Raw genomic sequence first — 17,843 nt, 5'->3', positions numbered from 1 at the left:
TATGAAAAAATGTGTAGCATTGTTTTATAAAAACTGACACTGGAGAAACACACTTCCTCCAGTGTCACCAACAATAAACAGACGAAATAACGTAGAAACGGCTTTGAGAATCATTTCTCAAAGCCGTTTTGTCTACGGTTTGAAGCCTACCTTCTAAGGTAAGCTTGTCTCTCCCATTAAATACTTGTCGCATTCACGTGCTGCTTCTCTTCCTTCATTAATGGCCCAAACGATCAAGCTTTGGCCTCGGCGCATATCACCTGCCGCAAATAAACCGTCAATATTCGTTCGATAGGAACCATATTCTGCCTTTACATTTGATCGATTGTCTAATTGAACGTTAGCTTCTGTCAGAAATTCCGTCTCCGGACCGCTAAATCCAATGGCGAGTAACACTAATTGGGCAGGCCAGCGTTTTTCTGTACCCGGTAATTCTTTCCTTATTTTCCTTCCTGCTTCATTCATAACTGTTTCCACTTCAACGGTCTCAACATATGCAACGTGACCTTGATCATCACCTATAAATCGCTTCGTCATAACGGCATAAGCGCGTGGATCTTCGCCAAATACTGCAGCCGCTTCCTTATGTCCATATTCCACTCGATGAATGACAGGCCATTGTGGCCATGGATTATCAAGCTCGCGCTCAGTCCCTTTCTTCGGGTATATATCAAATTGAATTAGACTCCGACACCGATGGCGAACGGATGTCGCTAAGCAATCTGTACCTGTATCCCCACCGCCAATTACGATGACATCTTTATCCTTGGCCGAAATGTATGCACCATCTGCATGACCAGAATCTAATAGACTTTTCGTATTTGTATGCAGGAAGTCCATCGCAAAATGAATCCCTTTTAAATTCCTTCCGTCCACTTCAATATCACGATGCTTCGCAGCTCCGCCACATAAGATGACCGCATCAAAGTCAGAATGGAGCTTTTCAAGTGGATACTCTTTCCCAATTTCCGTATTCGGTTGAAACGTGATGCCTTCTGCTTGTAAGATGTTCACTCTGCGCTCAATCACTTGATAAGGAAGCTTCATTTCCGGAATTCCATAAGTCAATAATCCACCTATTCGGTCATGCCTTTCATAGACCGTTACTAGGTGACCAGCCTTATTTAATTGAGCAGCTGCGGCTAACCCCGCTGGCCCTGATCCGACAATAGCGACCTTTTTACCAGTCCGATCAGTTGGTGGTGTAGGCTTGACCCACCCTTCCTTAAAGCCACGTTCAATAATCGCTAATTCAACTGATCGAATTGCCACAGGTGGTTCATTGATCCCTAGCACACACGCCCCTTCACACGGTGCAGGACAGGCCATCCCCGTAAATTCAGGGAAATTATTACGCTCGTGTTCACGATCTAATGCTTCCTTCCATTGCCCTTGATAAACGAGGTCATTCCACTCAGGAATGAGATGATGAACTGGGCAACCTGTCGTCATGCCATTGAGCATCATTCCTGTATGACACGTAGGCACTCCACAGTCCATGCAGCGTGCCCCCTGCTGCTGGAGCTCCTGTTCTTGATGACGTAGCGTATAATCATCCCAATCCTTCACGCGCTCTTTTGGATCACGTTCAGGTAATGGCTTTCTAGTGTAATCAATAAATCCTGTTGGTTTACCCATTGTTCACGTCACCATCCTTCACAATATCGACGGCCACTTTACTTTCCTCAAAAGCTGCTAATGCCGCTTTATATGAGTCATACCCTTTCACTTTAAATCGATCAATCCTCTTCTTCATCACCATATAATCACGTGGAATCACACGAATAAACTGCTTAGATATTTTATCCCAACTTTTCAAAACTTCTTTTCCTCGCTCACTTTTCGTGTAGTAGACATGCCTTTCGACCATCGCTTGAATACCACTTAATTCTTCTTCACTAGCATTCCCAATAACAACAAGCTCTTGATTGCAATGCTTTGCAAATTGCTGATCGAAATCGAGCACATAAGCGATTCCACCAGACATTCCTGCAGCAAAATTCTTGCCTGTTTCACCTAAAATGACGACTGTCCCACCGGTCATATACTCACATCCGTGATCACCAACCCCTTCAACAACGACGTTAGCACCACTATTTCGAACACAAAAGCGTTCACCTGCTATTCCATTCACGTATGCCTCTCCTGCTGTTGCCCCGTAAAAGGCAACATTACCAATAATGACGTTGTCTGCAGCCACGAATGTCGACCTTTTAGAAGGACGTACAATTAATTTTCCGCCAGACAATCCTTTTCCGAAGAAATCGTTCGCATCACCAACTAAACGCATCGATAGACCTCTTGGAATAAACGCACCAAAGCTTTGTCCAGCTGAGCCAATTAATGTTAGTTTAATCGTATCCTCAGCTAATCCTTCTATTCCGTACCTCTTTGTAATCTCACTACCGAGCATCGTGCCAGCAACACGGTTAATATTACGTATCGACAATGTTGATTCTACTTTTTCCTTTCGCTCTAATGCAGCTTCACAACGTGGGATTAATTCTTGCTGATCTAACGTCTTATCTAATCCGTGCACCTGCTCGATCGTCGCATATCGACTTACTGAATGTACCTCATCCGGTTGATATAATAATGAGGATAAATCGACCCCTTTTGCTTTCCAATGCTCTATCGCTTGATTAGCCTCTAACAAATCCGTTCTCCCGATCAACTCATCCATCGTTCGAACCCCTAATTGAGCCATGTATTCTCGTACCTCTTGAGCAATGAATGTCATAAAATGAACAACATGCTCTGGTGTACCGATAAATTTCTTCCGTAAGCTAGGATCTTGTGTCGCCACTCCGACTGGACACGTATTCAAATGGCAAACTCGCATTAAAATACAGCCTAACACAACGAGTGGCGCTGTTGAAAAGCCATACTCCTCTGCTCCAAGCAATGCTGCAATCACGACATCTCGTCCCGTCATCATCTTTCCGTCTGTTTCTACGACAATTCGATCTCGAAGCTTATTTAATAAAAGGGTTTGATGGGTTTCGGCAAGTCCAATTTCCCAAGGTAAACCAGCATGCTTCAAGCTCGTCCTTGGCGCAGCACCCGTTCCTCCATCGTAGCCACTAATTAAAACTAAATCAGCTCTTCCTTTGGCCACACCAGCTGCAATCGTTCCGACACCTCCACCCGAGACGAGCTTTACACTAACTCTTGCCTTCGGATTAGCATTTTTCAAATTGTGAATCAGCTCAGCTAAATCCTCAATCGAATAAATATCATGATGAGGTGGAGGTGAAATCAAGTCGACACCTGGTGTTGAACCACGAACTTCAGCAATCCAAGGATATACTTTTGAACCAGGTAAATGTCCGCCCTCGCCTGGCTTTGCCCCTTGCGCCATTTTAATTTGAATTTCATCAGCATTTAATAAATAATAGCTATTTACTCCAAATCGACCGGATGCTACTTGCTTGATCGCACTTCGTCGTAAATCACCGTTTGGATCGGCCAAAAAACGTTCAGGTGCCTCTCCACCTTCACCTGAATTGCTTTTTCCTCCTAACCGATTCATCGCAATCGCTAATGCTTCATGCGCTTCTTCACTAATCGAGCCATAGGACATTGCACCTGTTTTAAAGCGTTTCACAATCCGTTCGACTGACTCTACCTCATCAAGTGCGATCGATTTGTTTTTTTTAAATGCTAATAATCCACGAATCGATTGTAAGTTATGGTTCGTGTCATTTAACAATGACGTATATTGTTTAAATAACGAATAATCATTGGTTCGGCATGCTTGCTGTAATAGATGAATCGTTTGTGGATTATATTGATGGTCCTCTCCCTCTTGCCGCCATTGAAAATCATCTCCAGATTCAAGGTGAAGCCTCTCGCTACGGTTAGAATAAAACGCCTGTCGATGCTTGAGCCTCATTTCCTCAGCCATCCTATCTAAATGAATTCCATCAATACTCGAATACGTCCCCGTAAAATATTGATCGAGAACATCTTGATCGACCCCAACTGCTTCAAACACTTGTGCACCTTGATAGCTCTGTAATGTAGAAATACCCATCTTCGACATGACCTTCACAATTCCACTCGCCGCCGCTTGACAAAATGTATCAATCGCCTGTTCCTCACCAATCCCACGAATATCCCCATGTTCGATAAGGGAACGGATTGTATCAAAGACCAAATAGGGAAAAACAACCTCAGCACCAAATCCTAGCAATGTTGCGAAATGGTGAACCTCACGTGGTTCTGCGGATTCAAGCATTATACTGACTTTCGCGCGAAGACCAGCACGAATTAAATAATGATGCAAGCCTGAAACAGCCAAAAGCGATGGAATCGAATACGAGTCTTTATTCACACCACGGTCAGAAAGGATGACTAATTCAGTTCCATTTTTGATCGAGGACGCCACGTTTTTGCATAATCTATCTACATAAACTGCTATTTTCGATTGACCTTCCACTGGAACTCGAATCGAGAAAATCTCAGTTTTAAATGAACTGTTTGTTAGCTGACTCCATACCATCTCCGTTGCGATCGGACTATTGATTTGAATCTTCTTACAGCTTTCATCAGTTGGTTGAATGATATTTCGTTCTGCCCAATTGTCGTTACGACGGACGTAATTATTTTCTCTCTTATCGCATCAATCGGTGGGTTCGTCACTTGCGCAAACTTTTGCTTGAAATACGTATACAAAGGCATCGGCTTTTTTGACAATACCGCAAGCGGGGAGTCATAGCCCATTGAACCGACAGGGTCCTTCCCGTCTGTAACCATCGGCTTGATTAATTTATTTATCTCTTCAACTGTATAGCCAAAGGCTGCCTGTAAGCGAACTAATTCATCCCCAGTAATAGGCTCTTCACTTTGACTATTTGGAGAAAGAGTATGTAGCGGGATAAGGTTCTGGTCAAGCCACTTTTTATAAGGGTGCTTCTTTGCATACGCCTTCTTTAGCTTCTCATCTGGAACAATTGTCTTTTTCTCAAGGTCAACTAGCAGCATCTTTCCAGGTAGCAGCCTTCCTTTGTATTCAATCTCCTCAGCCGTTATATCAAGAGCACCAACCTCTGAACCAAGAACAATCATGCCATCCTTTGTCACATAATAACGCGCTGGTCGTAACCCATTTCGATCAAGGCATGCACCAATTTGGTCTCCGTCTGTGTACACAACAGCAGCTGGCCCATCCCAAGGCTCCATTAAGCAACTATGGTATTCATAGAACGCTTTCTTCTCTTCTGAAATGAGTTCATGGTTCCACGGTTCTGGAATCATCATCATCGCCGTATGAGCAAGGGAACGTCCCGATAAATGAAAAAATTCAAAAGCATTATCAAACATGGATGAATCACTTCCGCTCTCATCAATAACGGGAAAAAGCTGAGCATATTCTCTCTCAGAAAACAGCTCTGACTGACATAAAGCTTCTCGCGCCTTCATCGCAAGGACATTACCTTTAATCGTATTAAACTCTCCATTATGAATCGTCATCCGATTAGGATGCGCTCTTTCCCAGCTCGGAAACGTATTTGTACTAAATCGCGAATGGACAAGCGCTAATGCCGATTGATAATCACGGTGATTTAAATCAATATAGAAGGAGTCAAGCTGCTCTGGAATTAGCATCCCTTTATACACAATCGTTTTTGAGGAAAAGCTACAGATGTATACCCCTTCTGTATAAATGGAATCTGCTTGTTGGCACGCTTTTTCAATTCGTTTTCGAATAACATAAAGCTTTCGCTCAAACTCATTTTGATCACGTATTTCTTTACTTGGCTTTACAAATACTTGTCTAATATACGGCTTAGATTTCTTGGCTAAGTCTCCAACGAATGAATCATTAACAGGTACGGTTCGCCAGCCTAGTAATTGCTGACCCTCTTCTTCAATCATTGTAGACACAGTTGTCTCTGCTCGCTTACGAACAGCAGGGTCCTTTGGTAAGAAGAGCATCCCTACCCCATAAGCTCCTTCTTTCTCCGGGAGGTAGATATCTTCTTTCTCACATTGCTTAACAAACAGTTTATGAGGAATTTGCGTTAAAATCCCCGCACCATCCCCTGTACTAATATCTGCCGATTGCCCTCCACGATGCTCTAAATTACACAGGATCGTAATGGCGTAATCAATAATATCATGCGTTCGCTTCCCATCAATATTGGCTACCATTCCAATTCCACACGCTTCATGCTCTTCACTCGGTCGGTACAAGCCTTTACGTTGCCTCGCAACTCCATTCATCGTGATCACCTCTTCCGCTTTCCAATAACTGTTATACATGTAAACAGTCTTATAGTATGCAAAATAAGACAATTTATCCCCACATGACCTATGAGCAATAAAACAATGATAAATTCTGATTATGTAAAAAAGGACACCGAAAAAGTGGAAAATCAAACTTTTTCAGTGCCCTTCATTTCGCTATACGTTGTTAAATACGACTTAACGCTCTTAATGATTTCATTAAGTAAGAGAGTAGCTCTGGAATATCGCTCATATGACGTTCATTTAGCTTTCGATCAAATCGAACTGTTATTTGATTTAAATACGTTCGCTCTTCTCGCTGAAAAGTGAATTGAATCCGTTGCTCGATCGGTAAGCGTGATTGCCATATGTCCTGAAGAATCTGCTCAATTTGCACACATTGAGTATCTACATCTGATAACTCCATATACAGTCGAACGATGAATGAACAACCGGTTTCACCTTCAAGCTCCAATAACTCTGTTGCAGAGTCTAATAAAGATGCACGCAAACAAACTTCTGCTTTGATAGAAGGTACATCATGTAATCTGAATTGTATACGGCACATTCGATCCATTGTCGCAAGGTCAACTCTATCTGAGCGATCAACAATATCGATCACCTGATCGATATTATCTAAATCATACAGTTGGTTTTCAAACGCTACTTTTAAGTTTTCATAATGAGTAGGATGCATACATTTCTCACCTCCCAAACTTTACATTCATTTCACACGAGCACCTCCACATTATGTAATGAATACAATGACAAGAATTCATAAACAATGGAGGTGACCGGACGTGTTCCCTTGGTTACAAGAAATGAGCTTACATGAGCATCATCATAATCCCACATATAATAGTCATACCCATTACAATTATCAGCCTTACTTCCAGCCTTGGCAACCTTGGTATCCGATTTATCCGTGGACGCCTTGGTCTCCATATCAGCAACCGCGATATTGGTGATAGTCCTTCTTCATAGCACTGTGCTTAGTGGTTCCATGTAACGTACTGAGCCAGTGCTATTTTCATATGCTCATTTAAAATCACAACAATCTGTCCATGTAATTGAATTTCACCAAGCATATGTCACCTCATGTTTGTTTATCCTCACTCGTCCTAATGAATAATGAGCTACTTCTGAGGACATCGAAAAGTTAAAAAACAAATTTTCTGAGTGCGATTCTACTTACATTATTCCCTAAATCTTAACACCTATGAAAATAGCCTTTATTATAGATGGTCACGTGATAAAAAGCATCTAAAAGAGCAACACTCTCATAGATGCTTCGTTTCTACATCGTAAATTCATTAATTTGCTCCTGTAGCTTAACTGCCATGGAACTCAATTCTTCTGCGGTTTTAGCAACGACATTCATTGAGGCGAGAGTCTGTTCAGAGGTTGCAGCAACCGTATCAGTACCTTCAGTCATCGACTGCGAAATTGTTGAGAACTCATTTATCGCTGCCATCAACTCTTCACCTTTTTCATTCATAAATTGTGTAATGGTTGTCACTTCAAAAATCCTCTCATCAACTTGTCCATTAATTTGTTCAATTTGATCAAATAACTGCTTCATTTCTCCCATCGAAGCAAGACCAACTTGAACATCCGCTTGTACTTTTTCCATTGATGACACTGTTGAGCTCGTATCCCCTTGAATTTCACCGATCATTTCTTTCACTCGTACTGCTGACTGACCAGATTGTTCAGCTAGCTTACGAACTTCATTCGCTACTACCGCAAATCCTTTTCCATGTTCACCTGCACGAGCGGCTTCGATGGAAGCGTTCAATGCGAGTAAATTTGTCTGCTCACTTATATCTGTCATCGTGCTAATGATTTCATTTATTTCTCTTGAACGCTCTTCTAAACGACGAATCATCATCATTGATTGACCAACTGATCCTGACATCTCTGTAATTTGGCTAGAGGTTTGATCCATCTTACTCTTGCCTTCTTTGGAAATATGCACAGATTCATTAGACTGCGACTTCAAATCGTCAGTAGCTACGATGACTTCCTTCAAGCCCTTCTGTTGCCCTTGAACAGCTTTTAAACTATGATCTGCTCTATTTTTCACCTTTTCAGCTAGTGTCGAAAGCTCTTGGATTTCATAGGCTGTATGCTCGCTCGTCGACGTATTCTCTTCGGCACTTGCCGTTAATTCTTCTGAGGAAGAGGTTACCTGCGAAGAAGATTCGGCTATGTGACTAATCATCTTTTTAAGCTTCCCTTGCATTTGATTAATAGACTGTGCTAGTAAAGAAATCTCAGTTTGTCCTCTTTCATCAAGTTCATCTCCACTTAAATCACCCGCTGCAATTTTTTCTGCTGCCACTCTGACAAGATCCATTTTCTTCGTCAATTTCTTCATTACAACATATAAAATAGTCGAAGAGGCTACTGTTATCACTGTACCAATGATGAATGCTGCCCATGCAAATAAGTGAACCGATTCATAGAACTCCTCACTATATGCTGCAACTCCATACATCCAGCCCCATTCGTCATAAAACGTTACGTATGCATGCTTCTCACGTGGCAAATCTTCCCCTTCATTGATCCACATATATGTATAATAACGATCGTCCGGATTCGAATGGCTAGCAGCTTCAATCAGCCCTTGGATCATATAATTTCCATCGGCATCTTGAGCATTATACAAATTATTACCTTCATTTCCGTATGGATGCATGACGGTTGTACCATCGTCTAAAAAGCCATAAAAATACCCATCATCACCATAAGTAAAGGGAACTGAGCTATAATCTCGATACGGATGACCTGATTCATTCGTACGAACAATTTCACCTGCTAATTTCACTCTCGCTTGCTCTTGTGCTTCATCTAACGTAATCAAGCCAGCATTGACTTGATCTTGTAACGTTTCCATTAATGAACCTGCCGTATCAACTAAATTTCTTAAATCTTGTTGACCAGCTTCCGTTAATTGAGTTTTAGCAATTTGATAGCTTGAAATGCCTAATAACCCAACTGAAACAACCATAATACTTGCCATAATAAGAAAGATTCGATTTGCTAATTGGTTTGTCCATTTTCGTTTTTGCTTCACCTTGATGCCCTCCCCCATTACGTCTAATTGCTGTTCATCACTCTAAACTACACTATCCATCTACCAACCAATAATTTTCGACATTTTACAACAATGAAAGCGTTATATATTATATATATCGACAAAAATGACTTTTTGTTAATAAAATGTTTCGATTTTCACACAAAAAAAAGATGCCTTAAAGACATCTTTTTCACTCCTAATCTAAAACGACTTTTCTCTTATTTTGTTGCTTCATCAATTTCTTTGAAATCGTAGGAGCAAATTGAAAGAGTAATATACCAATCATCGCTGAGATCAGTATAAAGATACTACTAAAGGCTTGTATCATCCCTGTTGCTAATGTAGCAATAATAATGGAAAACTCCCCTCTTTGAGTAAGCGAGAGACCAGCTCTTAAGGCAACCTTTTTTGACAATCCATACCATTGCCCTCCAAAGTAACCAACAATCAGCTTAGCTATAATCGACCATACAATTAACGTGATCAAAAGTGGAACCATCGGTATCCCTTCACTAAAGGTGATCGTTGTACCTAACACCTCAGATAAATCCAAATACAGCGCTAAACCACCATACGCTAGCGCTAGTCCAATGACAAATAGAAGGAAAATCTCATGATTCATATAGCGATCAAATACTGGCCCCAATTTACTAAATAGAAAGCGTCCTAATATAAGAGCACCTACAATTAAAGCGAGCACTTTAATTAACAATAGCGACATAGAAGAATATGTAATAGCGGTACCAGCTGTTAAACCAACAAGGATCGCAACGAGAATAGGTGCAACTAAATCTTCGAATATGAGAAGACCAAGCATAAACTCTGATTCCGGGTTAGCCATTCTTTTAGAGCTTTCAAGCATTTTAGCTGTAATCGAAGAGCTTGTTGCATAAGCAACTCCTCCAATGATTAAAGAAGGGATCATATCTAGTCCCATTAATAAACAAATCGCAACTGTAACTCCAAAGCACAAAACGACATCTAATACTCCTGCTGACATTACTTTTTTGGCAACATTTAATAGTTGCTTAATAGGGAACTCCATTCCAAGCATGAAGAATAATAGAACAATCCCAACTTCACCTGCAAAATGTAGCAAATGTGTATCAGTTATAAAACTAGCAACGATAACCCCCGCCAAAATATAGAATACCACGTTAGGAACCTTCAGCTTCAAGCCGACAAAACCTGCAATAAATAATAAAAGAAAGAGCAAACCTGCTGATAGTAATTCTGGAAACCCCATGTTATTGACCCTTTCCTTCACAAATTAATTCAAATTCATCGACCGCATCCTTCTTTCCGACAAGCATAATTGTATCGCCTCGTTCAATTTGGTCATCCTCAGCTAAATCAACAATAAAGTCATCGCCCTTAAAAATACCGATAATCGCTCCACCTTGTGGAACTAACTTTTTCACTTCATAAAACATCATTCCCACTACTTTGGATTTTTTGGGAATGTCTATCCATTCAACAATGACATCTTTTCGAGCCATTTTCAGCTTCTCAAGCTTGTCACTTTCCAATGGATTAAATGTAGCACCAAGTAATTGTGCGCCAATTTGTTTCGTTTCCTCAGAGGATAAATTAAACGTAAAAATCGCCTCGTCATCATCTCGATGCTCAAAAAAGTAAAGCTCTCTTTTACCTGTATAATGTACAATTATGGCCATCATTTGATCGTCACCATTAATAAAGGTAATCTTTTTCCCAACACCTGGTAAATTAGAAATGTTCATTTCCATGCCAATCACTCTCCCTCATTTCTCCTTTTTTTCATCGCTTGGATAAATATGATTTATTATACAACGATCTCATTTACTTCTCCATTCTCACTCTCTGCATCGTATACTCTTTCAATGATTTCGGTTACAATGATAACGAAGATAAGGAGGAGCTTATAATGGCTGAACCACTAAAAAATATGTACAACCAAACATTTTTCCTGCAATTCTCAAAAAAGGTGACAAACGAATATCCCCCTTTTCGAGCTAATACATTTTTGGAGCTGATTTTTAATGAAGATTGGGAAAACAAAGAGCTGAAACAACGAATTCGTCATATAAGTGAATGCTTAGCCGAGACACTTCCAAAGGATTATTCACAGTCTCTTAGTATTCTTCATAAGCTCGCACCTACTTGCCGTGGTTTTGAATACTTATTTTTACCTGATTTCGTCGAAAAATATGGTATTCATTCTCGAGAAGAGTCACTCCAAGCTCTTAAAGTGTTTACTGCCTCTTCCTCAGCAGAGTTTGCGATTCGTCCGTTTATTGAAGCGCACCCAAAAGAAACGATGACTCTTCTACTGAAATGGGCGACAGATTCGAATGAGCATGTTCGTCGTCTTGCAAGTGAAGGCTGTCGACCACGACTCCCGTGGGCTAAGCCACTAACGATCTTCAAGAAAGATCCGTCGCTTATTATCCCTATTTTACAAACGCTGAAACAAGATGAAAGTGAATATGTTAGGAAAAGCGTCGCCAATAATCTCAATGATATTGCCAAAGACAATCCCTCTATCGTAAAGGAAATTTGTCTACAGTGGAAAGGACAGCACCCTCACACTGATTGGATTTTAAAGCACGGTTGTCGCACGTTACTTAGGAAAGCAGACCCTGACATTCTAGAATTATTCGGATTTGAACGTCAACCACATGTACAAATAGAGGATTTCACTCTTTCTCAGTCATCCTTACAACGTGGCGAAGCCTTACCTTCACATTTCAATTAAAAAATGAGACAAGCACACCGTACAAATTAAGGATTGAATACGGAATTGATTTCGTCAAAGCGCGTGGAAAGACGTCGAGGAAGCTATTTAAAATTACAGAAAATACTTATCAAAAGGGGAGCTTCTCCTTTGAACGAAACCATTCGTTTAAAGATTTATCAACGAGAACGCATTATCCAGGTGAGCACGCTATCGTTATTATGATTAACGGTAGTGAATATGCTCGTTCAACTTTCATACTATCTTAAACCATAAACAGCAGCATGCGTTCCATGAAAGAGTTAAACTTCCACGGAACGCTTGTTTGTATAATTAAAATTCAATTTTCTCCAAATGTAATCCTTGAGCCTCGGCAAATCCTACACGGCTTCGGTCTTTCGTTTGCAGAATATCAGCTACTTCGTTTGCCTGCTTCTCTCCTAATCCGACTTCGATTAAAGTCCCAATCATTTTTCGAACCATATGATATAGAAAGCCATCTCCAACAATTCGAATTGATAGTAAGCCGTCGGCCTCATCAATATCGACCGAGCGAATCGTTCGTTTCATTGATTTCTTTTTCGACTTCGCATTAGAAAACGCAGTAAAGTCATGCTTTCCTATAAAGTACGTACTTGCTTTCTTCATCTCTTCCAAACTTAATCGATCATTGACATGCATGCTGAACTTTCTTAAGAATGGATTCGTATAGCTTTTGTTCCAAATTTGATATAAATACGTTTTATCCTTTGCATTATAACGAGCATGAAAACGATCATCAACTTTTTTTACTTCAACAACGCTAATATCATGAGGTAAATATTGATTAACATATCGTTGTAGTTCTTCTGAAGAGCGAGGTTTACTCAATTTAACATTAGCAACCTGTCCATAAGCATGAACACCTGCATCGGTTCGACTACTACCAATAATCTCAATTTCTTTCCCTTCTAATTTTGTTAACACTTGCTCAAGCTTACCTTGAATTGTATTCTCTTGACTCCCTAACCTTTGCCAGCCTTTATATCGTGTCCCATCATATTGAATCACCATTTTATAATTATTCATGTTGAACTCCTTCTTTTTTCATTTCCTGTTCATGTGTGTATCATATCATCCTCATACAGGAAATACGAACTCCCCCCTATCCATAAATAATTCTACATTAAACTATTAAGCACAAAATTAGATTTTTATTTGCACCTTCTATTATAATAAATTCATGTTACATACAATGAATTCGAAGGAGTATGCAAATGAATTTCCATACAGCCCCACACACATTTGTGAATAACGTTCATTTACTTGTAGAAGACCTTGAACGCTCTTTTACCTTTTACACAAAAATTCTAGGCTTCATCCTTTTTGATAAAAGTGAAAATCAAATTCGTTTAACAGCTGACGGCTTACACCCATTATTGACCATTGAACAGCCTAAACAGATTAAACCTAAAGTTCGACGAACAACCGGTCTCTATCACTTTGCTCTCCTTCTGCCAAGACGGTCTGATTTAGCTAAGTCTTTCCTACATTTGGAGAACAAACAGTGGCCTATTGCCTCATCCGATCATCAAGTAAGTGAAGCTATATATTTATCTGACCCCGACGGAAATGGAATTGAACTTTACACAGACCGCGACCCAACTAAGTGGAAATGGGAGAAAGAACAAATCCATATGACGGTTGACCCTCTCGATTTTGATAGCTTATTATCAGAAATAGATGGAGATTCGAAGTGGAGTAGACTTCCTTCTGAAACCGTAATAGGACATATTCATTTACATGTGTCACATATAGACGAAGCCTAACGCTTTTATCGTGATGCTCTAGGGTTTGATGTCGTTTGTCGCTACGGTGCACAAGCTAGCTTTCTCTCTACTGGAAAATACCACCACCACATTGCTATAAATACATGGGCAGGTGTTGGTGCACCAACACCTGAACGGAACGAAGTAGGCTTAAAACAATTTACACTTATATACCCTTCAGAGCACGCACGTAGTCAAGCGATCTATACTTTACATCAAAAGGGGTTCGAAGTGCTTGAGGAAAACAAGAAGGTTCTCACGATCGATCCCTCTGGTCAAACAATTGAATTAGACAACCTTAAATAATCAGCTCTTTTGTACAAGACTTTTAAACTGCGATGCTCTCCTTACGTTGAGAACGCAGTTTTTTTCTTGAAAATCATTACTTTTGACATGGTCTATTTTATTTAACAACCTCCTTTTATCCTATTATCAACCTCCTTTATTTTCGCCAAAAATGATTCTCACTTCCTACGGATTTTATGAGACAATAACAAACGTATTTCGATTACCAAGAAAAGGTGTGATTGTATAATGAGAGAAAATAAAGCTAAGTTTGGTTTGGGGATAGGTATTGGCGTTATTGCCATCTTCTTAATCGGTGGACTCATTGTTTATTCATTTTTGTCATCTCCAGAAGTAAAGCTGGCCAACGGACTACAAAACTTACTGAACGAAGATCGTGTTCAAGTCGAAAGTGAATTTGATTTAAGCTATGACTTTGACTTCGATGAATTATTGAATGATCCATACATGAGTGAAATGGATGAATTTGCATTTAATCTCGTTGAAGATCTATTTAATAGTCTTTCTGGAACAAGCTCTATTATCTATGATAAAGAATTAGATGTTATGGAGCTATCTGGCACATATGGAATTTCAGGAGATATTTCAGGTGAAGATATTTCTTTACACATTCCAATATCTATGTATTTCTCTGGAGAAGAGGACGTTATGGCGATTGATTTAGACCCATATGCGCAATTTATTCCAGATGCCATTGATGTGATATCTTATAATATTTTACCAAACATTGAAGAAGTTCAAGAAGAATTAGAGCTTATTACAGATGGAGAAGACGTTGGTGACTTCTTCTCAAGAGAATTAAACGATTTATTACAACCAACGATTGACTCATTGCTTACTGGTAAACAGTTCTCTGATACATTAGACTTAGATCGCGATCGACTGTTTACACAATTAGAAGATAATGAACGCTATGTTCTTGAATTTGTTTTCGAAAAGATGATTGAGTACCTAGATGAGCACAATGAAGAGGAACTGATCACAGAAGAAGATGGTTGGATTTATGTAAACTTAGATGATCAACTTTTACTTCAATCCATCTTGTATGCATTTGAAGAGGCTAAAGAAGATGAAGATACACTCGCTGCTCTCGAAGAAGAATTAGACACTTCAATTGATACGGCCATTTCAAATATCGAAGAATTCCAAGAAGATATAAGTGAAATGACATTTGACTTTAACATCGGTTTCCTAATCGAAAGAGGGCAAATTGTACAGAGCATCACAACGTCTACATTTTCATTCGAAGAAGACGGTGTCTCCTTTACAGGTTCCTCAACTGTGAACAGTGACTACCTGTATGGGGATCAAGCTGCATTTTCTTTCTACGATGCAGAGCGGGATGAGCTAAGCGAAGCCGACATGGAACAATATTTCTATGACCTAGAAATGCAAATTGAATCACGTCTTGAAGACATTTATGCTGACCTTTATGCAGACATGTACTATTTTGAAGATGAGTTTGATTGGGACGCAGAGTGGGATGAAGATTATGAACTAGATTGGGATTACGATGAATACTATGAATATGAGCTAACGGAAGAAGAGCTTGAACTAATTGAGTCCATCGAATCACAAAGCGTTTCTCATGAAGATTTTGATATTACTGAAGAAGAAATGTACTACTGGGTGCTTGACCTTGAAATTGAAGGATTCGTAGAGTTTGGTACAGCGGATTATTACTTCCCTGAATAAATCTACAACCTATGAAAACGAGGCTGGGGCAAAAGTATTTTCATAAGTGAGATACCAAACAAATATAGAGTGGAGCACATTCACCGCTCCTGAAATATACTTCGCTTTCCGCGGGAAGCTGGTGAGCCTCCGTGTGCTACGCACTGCGGGGTCTCACCTTTGCTTTTCATCCCACAGGAGTCTACGTATATTTCATCCCCTACGTTCTCTAAATGTTCGAATTCTCTGCTAAATACTTTTGTTTTGGCCCAGCCTCGCCTCTTATAGGATAATTAAAGTTACTATTACAACTACAACTTTATCTATCTTTCACATGCTGACTACTCCCAATTATTGCTCGTCGTCGTATACTAGCATGTAGAAAAAATCCAATACTAACTAAAAATAAGCTACCCGCCAATAAAAAGTACGTAAATCGTATCGAGCCATCCCCAACTAATACGCCAATGCTATCTAATATAATCGGAGATAAAAATTGACCTAGAAACAGCATACTTGTCACAACCGCCATTGCCTGAACAACTTGAACACGTGGAACTAGATGAGTCACATGATCAAATACAATCGGCATTAATGACCCAAAGCCAAAACCCATCAATCCAACCCCACAACCAATAATAATCGCATTTGGTGCAAAAGCAATAATCAAAAATCCAACAGCCATTAACAGTAGCATACCCGTATAAAAAAAATGCTGGAAGAATCTTTTCGTTCGAGCTAATATAAGACCAGCAACGAAACCGGCTGCTGTTCCAGCGGAAATAACCATACCCGCATTTTGTGAGTTGCCGATGCCTTCTTGTTGCATAAATAACGCCATATTAGATGGTAATGCAAAGAATACTAATAAAATAAAGAACATGGCAACACCTGTAAAGTAGACTCTTTTCGGTAATGGCTCTAATTTCACTTGTCCCCCTTGATCAATAGGCTGTTGTTTCGGCAAAAACAACCAAACAATGATCATGGAAACAACAACTAAGGCATACACACTAAACGCTATTCTCCAACTAATCGCTGCTAGAACCCCTGATAATAAAAACAAAACCACACCACCAAGATTATTAACAGCACTTACCTGTCCCATAGTTGTGGTTCGTTCTTGTCCATCGAAGAAATCCGCTACTAACGAGGTAGACAGAGGCATCATGAGACCAACCCCAATTCCTAAAATCGCTCGAAATAATAATAGTAATTCAATCGTTGGAACGAGCCCACCACCTAGACCGCCAATTAAATAGAAAACCATCCCAACTAGTAAAATAGATTTCTTCGAAAATTGTCTAGTCAGATAACTTGAGACAAAAATAAAAGGAATAATCATGACCGAAGGCAAGGTTAAAATCAGTTTAATCGTCGTCTCATTTGAATTTGGAAAAGCAAGAGCAATATCTCCTAATGCTGGTGAAATCGCAGCTCCAGCCATCACTGTAAGAAGTGACACCGATAAAATGGCTGTTTTGATCAGTTTTTTATTCATCTGCTCCCTTCTTTCCATCAAGGTTCTGAAACACTTTGTTCGTTGCTATATTTCTATATGCTATTTCCTTTAGCACTCGTTTCGTTGTCGCAACATCTTCTTCAGGAATGCCAGCTGTCGCCTCCTCTAACGTCTGTTGCACTAAATCCATTAATTTCTTCTGTTGTTCTTTCCCTTTTATAGTTAAATAAATTCGTTTGCAACGACCATCTCTCGGATCCTTCTTCCGATCAATCAATTCTCGATTCAACATATTCCGAATCAACCTCGACATGCTTGCCTGATCTCTTCCTGTCCGTTCAGCTAACTCTAATTGTGTCAATCCATTTCGATTCCATAGTTGCACTAGAACCGTCCAATGCTCTGTTGTCGCATCAAACCCATTTTCAGTAAACGTCCGTTGCACACTATTAGACAAAGACCTCCCTGCCATTGAGACAAGAAATCCTAACGCATCTTCTAATTGATATGTATTCATCTTTTCAACACCTCAAACGTAGCATACAAGCAAAATACTTGTCTATG

General features: G+C 39.9%; 13 protein-coding genes and 1 pseudogene. 5 read left to right on the top strand and 9 right to left on the bottom strand.

All coding sequences use genetic code 11. The features are described from left to right. Positions 1-153 precede the first annotated feature (153 nt). The 3 genes and pseudogenes from JCM9152_RS11320 to JCM9152_RS11310 all read right to left on the bottom strand — a co-directional run bounded on the left by JCM9152_RS11320 (position 154) and on the right by JCM9152_RS11310 (position 6,928). A complete protein-coding gene (locus JCM9152_RS11320) occupies positions 154-1,638 on the bottom strand; it encodes a glutamate synthase subunit beta (RefSeq protein ID WP_035344270.1) in 1,485 nt (494 codons plus the stop codon). Next, a pseudogene (gltB, locus tag JCM9152_RS11315) lies at positions 1,631-6,228 on the bottom strand (glutamate synthase large subunit). Before gltB ends, JCM9152_RS11320 begins: the two are co-directional and overlap by 8 nt. Positions 6,229-6,418: 190 nt before the next feature. Further along, positions 6,419-6,928 (bottom strand): hypothetical protein, encoded by a 510-nt coding sequence (locus JCM9152_RS11310; RefSeq protein WP_035344268.1) that lies wholly within the window; start codon positions 6,926-6,928, stop codon positions 6,419-6,421. Positions 6,929-7,031: 103 nt separating this feature from the next. On the opposite strand from JCM9152_RS11310, the gene JCM9152_RS22625 reads away from it, so the two are divergent. Continuing rightward, on the top strand, positions 7,032-7,199 hold the full coding sequence (locus JCM9152_RS22625) for a hypothetical protein (protein WP_156314989.1): 168 nt from the start codon (positions 7,032-7,034) through the stop codon (positions 7,197-7,199). Positions 7,200-7,528: 329 nt separating this feature from the next. Here JCM9152_RS22625 and JCM9152_RS11300 read toward each other — a convergent pair whose 3' ends face one another. From JCM9152_RS11300 to JCM9152_RS11290, 3 genes are all read right to left on the bottom strand, one after another. Then, positions 7,529-9,310, bottom strand: a complete 1,782-nt coding sequence (locus tag JCM9152_RS11300; RefSeq protein ID WP_035344265.1) for a methyl-accepting chemotaxis protein — start codon at positions 9,308-9,310, stop codon at positions 7,529-7,531. Positions 9,311-9,509: 199 nt separating this feature from the next. After that, on the bottom strand, positions 9,510-10,559 hold the full coding sequence (locus JCM9152_RS11295; RefSeq protein ID WP_035344263.1) for a cation:proton antiporter: 1,050 nt from the start codon (positions 10,557-10,559) through the stop codon (positions 9,510-9,512). Between the two features lies 1 nt (position 10,560). Further along, positions 10,561-11,061 carry a cation:proton antiporter regulatory subunit gene (locus JCM9152_RS11290; protein ID WP_035344418.1) on the bottom strand — a complete coding sequence of 167 codons (501 nt, stop codon included), beginning with the start codon at positions 11,059-11,061 and terminating at the stop codon, positions 10,561-10,563. A gap of 158 nt (positions 11,062-11,219) precedes the next feature. Between JCM9152_RS11290 and JCM9152_RS11285 the strand changes: the two genes are divergently transcribed. Both JCM9152_RS11285 and JCM9152_RS24350 read left to right on the top strand, forming a co-directional pair. Beyond that, the gene (locus JCM9152_RS11285; RefSeq protein WP_235715692.1) at positions 11,220-12,050 is read left to right on the top strand and encodes a DNA alkylation repair protein; all 831 of its coding nucleotides are present in this window, start codon (positions 11,220-11,222) and stop codon (positions 12,048-12,050) included. Continuing rightward, entirely contained in the window at positions 12,008-12,298 is a 291-nt protein-coding gene (locus JCM9152_RS24350) for a YhaZ family DNA alkylation repair protein (protein ID WP_500778236.1), read from the top strand. Before JCM9152_RS11285 ends, JCM9152_RS24350 begins: the two co-directional genes overlap by 43 nt. A 64-nt stretch (positions 12,299-12,362) precedes the next feature. Here the strand turns inward: JCM9152_RS24350 and truA are convergent, their stop codons facing one another. Then, on the bottom strand, positions 12,363-13,097 hold the full coding sequence (gene truA / locus JCM9152_RS11280) for a tRNA pseudouridine(38-40) synthase TruA (protein ID WP_035344261.1): 735 nt from the start codon (positions 13,095-13,097) through the stop codon (positions 12,363-12,365). 188 nt (positions 13,098-13,285) lie between these two features. On the opposite strand from truA, the gene JCM9152_RS24080 reads away from it, so the two are divergent. Both JCM9152_RS24080 and JCM9152_RS11270 read left to right on the top strand, forming a co-directional pair. Then, positions 13,286-13,837 (top strand): VOC family protein, encoded by a 552-nt coding sequence (locus JCM9152_RS24080; RefSeq protein ID WP_369384555.1) that lies wholly within the window; start codon positions 13,286-13,288, stop codon positions 13,835-13,837. Between the two features lie 534 nt (positions 13,838-14,371). Then, positions 14,372-15,838 carry a hypothetical protein gene (locus tag JCM9152_RS11270; RefSeq protein ID WP_035344259.1) on the top strand — a complete coding sequence of 489 codons (1,467 nt, stop codon included), beginning with the start codon at positions 14,372-14,374 and terminating at the stop codon, positions 15,836-15,838. Between the two features lie 298 nt (positions 15,839-16,136). Here JCM9152_RS11270 and JCM9152_RS11265 read toward each other — a convergent pair whose 3' ends face one another. Continuing rightward, positions 16,137-17,318, bottom strand: coding sequence for an MFS transporter (locus JCM9152_RS11265; RefSeq protein ID WP_052015877.1), 1,182 nt, complete (start codon positions 17,316-17,318; stop codon positions 16,137-16,139). After that, positions 17,311-17,796 (bottom strand): MarR family winged helix-turn-helix transcriptional regulator, encoded by a 486-nt coding sequence (locus tag JCM9152_RS11260; RefSeq protein ID WP_052015875.1) that lies wholly within the window; start codon positions 17,794-17,796, stop codon positions 17,311-17,313. Before JCM9152_RS11260 ends, JCM9152_RS11265 begins: the two co-directional genes overlap by 8 nt. Between the last annotated feature and the right edge of the window lie 47 nt (positions 17,797-17,843).

Source organism: Halalkalibacter hemicellulosilyticusJCM 9152 (genome assembly GCF_000513115.1).
Lineage (GTDB): Bacteria > Bacillota > Bacilli > Bacillales > Bacillaceae_D > Halalkalibacter > Halalkalibacter hemicellulosilyticus.
Note: the sequence above shows the minus strand (reverse complement) of the source record. Positions and strands in the feature narration are given on the sequence as shown.